This window comes from Streptomyces sp. (assembly GCF_019510245.1).
In the GTDB taxonomy this organism is placed as follows: Bacteria; Actinomycetota; Actinomycetes; order Streptomycetales; family Streptomycetaceae; genus Streptomyces.
Window position 1 is genome coordinate 1 of the sequence record NZ_JAEKKT010000364.1, and the last position, 6,264, is coordinate 6,264.

The 6,264-nt window shown below is 68.1% G+C and carries 6 protein-coding genes; 2 read left to right on the forward strand and 4 right to left on the reverse strand.

Translation table 11 applies throughout. The annotated features are described in order from the left end of the window. Positions 1-289: 289 nt before the first annotated feature. From JF597_RS51595 to JF597_RS51610, 4 genes are all read right to left on the reverse strand, one after another. A complete protein-coding gene (locus JF597_RS51595) occupies positions 290-1,066 on the reverse strand; it encodes a class I SAM-dependent methyltransferase (protein ID WP_294013580.1) in 777 nt (258 codons plus the stop codon). A gap of 52 nt (positions 1,067-1,118) precedes the next feature. After that, entirely contained in the window at positions 1,119-2,537 is a 1,419-nt protein-coding gene (locus JF597_RS51600) for an MFS transporter (protein WP_294013582.1), read from the reverse strand. A 50-nt stretch (positions 2,538-2,587) separates the two neighbouring features. Beyond that, on the reverse strand, positions 2,588-3,034 hold the full coding sequence (locus JF597_RS51605) for a MarR family winged helix-turn-helix transcriptional regulator (RefSeq protein ID WP_294013584.1): 447 nt from the start codon (positions 3,032-3,034) through the stop codon (positions 2,588-2,590). A gap of 173 nt (positions 3,035-3,207) precedes the next feature. Continuing rightward, positions 3,208-4,665, reverse strand: coding sequence for an SRPBCC family protein (locus JF597_RS51610; protein WP_294013586.1), 1,458 nt, complete (start codon positions 4,663-4,665; stop codon positions 3,208-3,210). A gap of 10 nt (positions 4,666-4,675) precedes the next feature. Here JF597_RS51610 and JF597_RS51615 point away from each other — a divergent pair, with 10 nt between their 5' ends. Both JF597_RS51615 and JF597_RS51620 read left to right on the forward strand, forming a co-directional pair. Further along, a complete protein-coding gene (locus tag JF597_RS51615; protein ID WP_294013589.1) occupies positions 4,676-5,365 on the forward strand; it encodes an ABC transporter substrate-binding protein in 690 nt (229 codons plus the stop codon). Between the two features lie 8 nt (positions 5,366-5,373). Then, positions 5,374-6,264, forward strand: an 891-nt coding sequence (locus JF597_RS51620; RefSeq protein WP_294013592.1) for an ABC transporter permease subunit, incomplete at its 3' end; no start/stop codon positions are given.

Here is a 6,264-nt window from a genome sequence, read left to right on the forward strand (position 1 = left end):
CCGAGACACTGCGTTGGACGGCGGAGTTCCAGCGCGCTCGGTGTCGCTGGCGCACGCCGTCACGCTGGCGAGGGCCAAGATGCTCGACACCCACTTGGACCACAACGGTGGACCCTTCCTTGCTCGGCTGGCTCAAGACACTAGGCGCCGCGGCAAGACTCTCGCGGGTGCAACGGCCTCGCGCCCAACATCGTGGCAAAGGGCGCGGCTATGCGAGCCACCGCGCACCGTGCCGCTCGAGCCGATCGTTGGCGGGCGAACGACTGCCCGGACGATCGACCTCGACTGGTCACGCCGCCCGGGTGCGGAGGACGCCCGTCATCATCGGCAGGGTGAACTCGCCGCGGTTCGTCTCAGCGCGGCCGTCGAGGAATGTGCGGATCGCAGCAAGGCGTTCGTCGCGTTCCGCTTGCGTCATCACGAGGATGCCCGCCTTGGTCGAGAACGTTGCGACGAGCGAATCGACGGTTCGGCGCTGTCCGTGCGGGAATAGGGCTTGCTCCGCGGCGGCGAAGCGCGCACCCGTCTCGTTCATGCTGCGCTCCAGCCGTGCCGCCTCGACCCGCCAACTGTCAGGTGTGTCCCGCGGGCCGATGGCTTCGGCGCCGCCGACCCGGGATAGCTGCGCCACCCAGTCGACCCGGTCGTCCATGAGGTTCCACAGTCCGGCGACGACTCCTCCGGCGACTAGCACCCGCGCGATCTCTGGGGATGCGGCGTTCATCTCGAACCAGTGCATGGCATTGCCGGCTAACACGGCGTCGACCGATCCGTCGGGCAACGGGATGGCTTCCGCGCTCCCAGGGGGCGCGGCGACGGTTGGAGCCGTCCTTCTCAGTTCGGCGAGCATGGCGGGGTCTGGCTCGACCGCGACGACCTCGTAGCCGAGTTCGACCAAGGTGCGGGTCAGTTTCCCGGTGCCGGCGCCGAGATCCAGCACTCGTCGACCGGCCGCCGGCGCCAGCGCCCACTCGATCGCCGGTACCGGGTAGTCGGGACGATGCTCGGCGTACGCGGTGGCCGCTGAACCGAATGATGAGCCAAGGTCGCGAGAATCGGCATCCACGGGCCAATAGGACTCCAAAGAAGATCACGACGCAATACGGCCGTCATTCTCGCTAGTCACAGGTACGGACGTTCGCTCCAGCAGGCACCGTGCCTAGTTCTGATCGGCTCTCCTGTGCCCGCCGCGCAGGTCGCAGCCCCACGGCGGCCACGGCGGCGGAGAGCGCGAGCGTCGCTGCGCCGACGGCCCAGGCTGCGTGGTAGCCGGCGATGGGGAGGACGGCGTGGGATGCGCCGGACCGGGTGGTGAAGGCGACGGCGACCGCCGAGAGGGCGGCGATGCCGAGCGCGGCGCCGACCTGGTTGGAGGTGCTCAACAGCCCCGAGGACGTCCCGGCCGCATCGGGCGCGGTCGCCGACATCGCGGCAGCGAAGATCGCCGGAATGGCGAGTCCACCGCCGATCGCGAACAACAGCATGCTCGGCAGCACGTCGCCTGCGTACTGCCCGTCCGTGGGCGCCGCGACCATGAGTGCCATCCCGGCCGCGGCGAGCAAGAGGCCCGGGACGGTGATCGTGTTTGGGCTGAAGCGACGCGCCAGGCGGGGGTAGCCGACGAGGGAGAACAGTGCGATGCCTCCGGCGATCGGCAGGATCGCGATGCCAGCCTCGGCCGGGGTGTACTGCAGCGAACGCTGGAAGTACTGCGTCACCAGGAATTGGAAGCCGAGCATCGCGCCGGCCAACAGCGCGAGGACCACATTGGCGGTGACGACCGTGCGTGAGCGCAGGACGGTGACCGGCACCAGCGGATTCGCGGTGCGGGTTTGTCGCCGTGCGAAGCCGGCGAGCGCGGCCACGGCGACTACTGCCACGAATCGACGGTGTGGATCGACGACGGCGAGGATGGTCGCCGCCATGCCCAGCACGAGCATCGCTGCGCTCGGCACGTCGGGCCGCGCGGCGGTCGGCCGACGGGGCTCAACGTCTAGAACCCGCACGCCGATCGCGAGCATGGCGATACCGATCGGCACGTTCAGGAAGAACGCCCAGCGCCAACCGGCGAGGTCGGTGACGATCCCCCCGGCCGACATCATGAAGGAATAGATGCCTATGGCGCGGGAGCGGACGGCCTCCTCCTCGAACAGTGACACGACCATGCCCAGGGCCACGGAGCTGGCGAGCGCCGCGCCCGAACCCTGAGCGAACCGGGCCGCGACGAGACCCGCCGCGTCGGGGGCCAGACCGCAGGCGAGCGAGGCGGCGGTGAACAGTGCGAGTCCGCCGAGCAGCACGCGTCGCCGTCCGATCAAATCGCCGACACCGCCCGCCAGCAGAAGCAGGCTCCCGAACGCGACGAGGTAGGCGTTCACCACCCAAGACAGATCGTCGGCGCTGAACCCGAGGTCGCGCTGGATGGAGGGGAGGGCGACATTGACGACGGTCTCGTCGAGGACGGTCATCATGGCGGCGCCGCACAGCACCACAAGCGCGAGGAGACGCCGGCCCGAGATACGTGAAGAAGAGTCCATGTTCGGACAGTAGCAGAACGTCTATCAGTAGACGATCTCTTATAAGACGACTAGCGAGGCCGGCGGGCGGGCCGCCGGAGCTGCTCCTCCATGTGAAACGGGCTAGCGAGGGGGCCCTCGACCAAGCGGGCGAGAGCAGCGACGAACACGCTGCGCTGCGAGGCGGGCAGGGCACCCAGCACCTTCTCGTACGTCGCCTCCACTACGACCTCCGCTCGGGCGAGCCGGGCCCGGCCTTTCGCGGTCACCGAAACGAGGCGCACCCGTCGATCCGTGGGGGAGAAGCGGCGCACCGCCAGCCCGTCGCGCTCCATCTCGTCCAGGACGTTCACGATCGTGCTCTTGTCCATCCACGCCAGCTCACTGAGCTGAGACTGCGTGTAGTCGCCATCGATCGCCTTCTTCAGGACGCAGTACACCTTGACCGAGATTCCCACCTCGCTCAACGCGCCCGTGAGCATGCTGTTGAGGGCGTACCCGGCCTGATTGAAGAGCATCGAAAGGTCGACCGCCTAGTCGCCGGACCGTGTAGTCACCCCGTCATCGTAATCGGCGGCTGCCGAATCATCTGTCGTTAGACGGTGCGGCCGAACCTCGAGCCGGCGCGACCTCTTCGACTAGACGACGTCGGGACTCTCGCGTTGGAGCACGCTTGTCACCCGTGGGCAGTTCAGGACGCCGGCGCCGGGCGGATGGTCGCGATCCCTCCGGCCCGGTAGGCGTCACCGATCACCGCTACGAGCTGCGCAACAGCGTCCTCGTTCGGTGCGAACGGTCCGGGAGCGAAGTGTGGGCTGGAGAGCCCGCGCTGCACCGACTCGCACGCCGCCCAGTCCTGCCGGTTCGTGATGTCCCAGAACTCGACCGCGCCCGGCGCTCCGGGCGAGCCAGGCAGGACGAGCCACGAGCATTCGACCCAGGTCCGGTCCGGTGCAAGCGGCACGAGGCGATGCACCATCACGTAGTCCGGGTGCGCCGACAGCAGCACGTTGGGCAGAAGGTGGACGTATTCGACCCGGTCCGATGGTGCGCCCGGCAGCGGTGCCGAAACCCGTTCCCCGGTGAGCGACATGGTCGCCATGCCCTCGCGCAGCGTCATCGCGCCGCCGATCCACGACCCCGGCCGGTCGTAGTTGTGTCCCGAGTCGGGCGGGCTCACCTGACACAGCTCGGGGTGGATCTGGGGGCAGTGATAGCACTCGTGGTAGTTCTCGGCGATCACCTTCCAGTTCGCCGCGACTTCGTACGCGTGCCGGTCGGCCAGCACCAGGCTCCCGATCGAGTAGGGCGCGAGGATGCCCGCCAGGTCACCGAGGTGCGCCTCGAAATCCGGGACGGCCGGGTCGTGGCTCCGGTGCACACCGTGCCCGAACACGAATCCCTCCCAGACGCGGGCCGGTAGTTCGGCCAACCCGTGCGAACCGGCGTCGAACTCGGATCCGGACGATGGTCCGGATCGGTCCAGGAAACCCTTGGCCGCAATCAGCGACCCGCCCAGGTCGTAGGCCCAGCCGTGGTACGGGCAGACGATGCTTCGACGCGGCGAGGTGGCGTCCTCCGGCAGCAGCTCGTGACCGCGGTGCCGGCAGGTGTTCGCGAACATCCGCACCTGCGTGTCGTGGCGCACCAGCAAGCCGCCGACGTGGCCGACGCGCACGGCCCGCTGAGTCACTGGACGCCCGTTGTCGTCCCAGGGAAGGAGTTCGTCGAGCCGGCCGAGACAAGTCCACGTACCCGCGAACAGGTTGCGCAACTCCCACCCCAGCACATCGGCCGAGGTGTAGGCGGCGGCCGGAAGCATCCGCCCGGCGACCATCTCCATGCTGATCCCGCTCATCGCCGTCGACGGTAGCCGACAGACGCGCAACGGCGTGGCTGGTCCACGGTCCTTGACTCGGCTCGCGCCGCGCAGCAGCCTGGCCCTGGAGATTGATCGATCGATCCCCGTCGCCGACACATTGGGGTCCGCCATGAAGGTCAAGAGATCATTTGCCGCACTCGCCGCAAGCGGCTTGGTGCTCGCGCTGGCGGCCTGCGGATCGTCGGGTGGGTCGGGTTCGGGTTCCGGCGGCTTCGGCAAGTGCAAGGTCACGGGCAAGAAGAACAGCATCTCGATCAAGCCCGTCACGGCCGGGACGTTGACGGTCGAGACGACGTTGCCGGCCCAGGGTTGGTGGAACGGCACCACGCCCGGCTCGATCAAGAGCGGTTACGAGTACTGCATGGCGGCCGACCTCGCCCATCGCGCCGGCTTGAAGTCGGTCACCGTCAAGAACGTCTCGTTCGACCAACTCGTCGCTGGCCGCACGAACACGTACGACATCGCGCTGGCCGAGATCTCGATCACCGCCGAGCGGGCCAAGGTCGTCGACTTCTCCATCCCGTACTTCGACTCGAACATCGGGGTGCTGGTCCGCAAGAACAGCGGTGTCACGGAGGACAACATCAAGTCCAAGACCTGCGCCGCCTACACCGGCACGACCTCCGTCCCCTTCATCCAGGACAAGCTGAAGTGCCACGTAAGGATCTATCCGAACTCGCAGACGCTGTATCAAGGCCTGCTGTCCGGTCAGGTCGACGCCGACTTCCTCGACACCGCGATCGTGCTCGCCGAGGCCAAGGCGACCGGCAAGCTCGATGTGGTGGGGCAGTACAAGACCGGTGAGAAGTACGGCGCGATCTACCCCAAGGGCTCGGCCAAGAAGGCCTTCAACCAGGGCATTCAGACCATGCTCAAGGACGGGACGACCGACCAGCTGTCCAAGGACTACCTGGGGCCGGCCTTCGGCGGCGACCCGTCGTCGGTGCCGGTCTGGACCATCAAGTAACGCGGGCGATGACCGCCTCGGAGCTCGTCAGCTCGGATCTCCAGACGGCGCCGCCGCCGACCCGGCCCCGGCCGGTCATCGGCGTCGCCGTCGTTGGGCTGCTCCTCACCACGGTGGGCGTCGCGCTCATGGTGGTGGTTCTGACTCGCCTGCGCGACTACAACAAGGACAACGCCGCGTCGACGATCGTCGGCGTGGTGTTCGTGCTGGCCTCGGTGTATCCCCTGTGGCCCAGCCTGCTGTCCTTCGCCGCCGCCCGGAAGCGGGCCACCCTACTGCGCGAGGAGCAGTTGGTGCCGGCTCGGCGGGCGTCGGCCGCCGGCCGCGAAGAGGCGTTCATTGCGATGGGGTACGCGGCCGCGGCGGTGATCGTGGCCGGGCTGCTGTTGATGGCGTTCGCGAACTCCGGGGGCGTCGTTCAGACCTTCTTCAACGCCCATGCCTGGCGGGCGTCCTTCCCCGAGTCGATCCGGGCCTTCTGGACGAACGTCTGGGCGGCCGTGGTGGCCCAGGTAGCCGTGCTGATCTTTGGCCTGCTGCTCGCGATCATGCGAATGCTGCCGGGACGGGCCGGGGCGCCGCTGCGCATGATCGCGGTCGCCTACTGCGACATCTTCCGGGCGATACCGGCGATCGTCACCATCCTGCTGATCGTGTTTGGCGTGCCGTTGGCCTTCCACTCGACGGCCAGCTGGAATCCGGTCTGGCTCGGCATCCTCGCCCTGTCGATGACCTACTCGGCCTACGTAGCCGAGGTCTACCGTTCCGGGCTGGCATCCATCCACCCCAGCCAGAGCGCCGCGGCGCGGTCGCTCGGTCTGAGCTACACGCAGACGCTGCGGACGGTGCTCGTGCCGCAGGCGATCCGTCGCGTCATCCCACCACTGCTCAACGACTTC

Coding starts and splice junctions, on each gene's coding strand:
- JF597_RS51600 (WP_294013582.1), bottom strand. CDS start 2,537: ATGGACTCTTCTTCACGTATCTCGGGCCGGCGTCTCCTCGCGCTTGTG.
- JF597_RS51605 (WP_294013584.1), bottom strand. CDS start 3,034: ATGCTCTTCAATCAGGCCGGGTACGCCCTCAACAGCATGCTCACGGGC.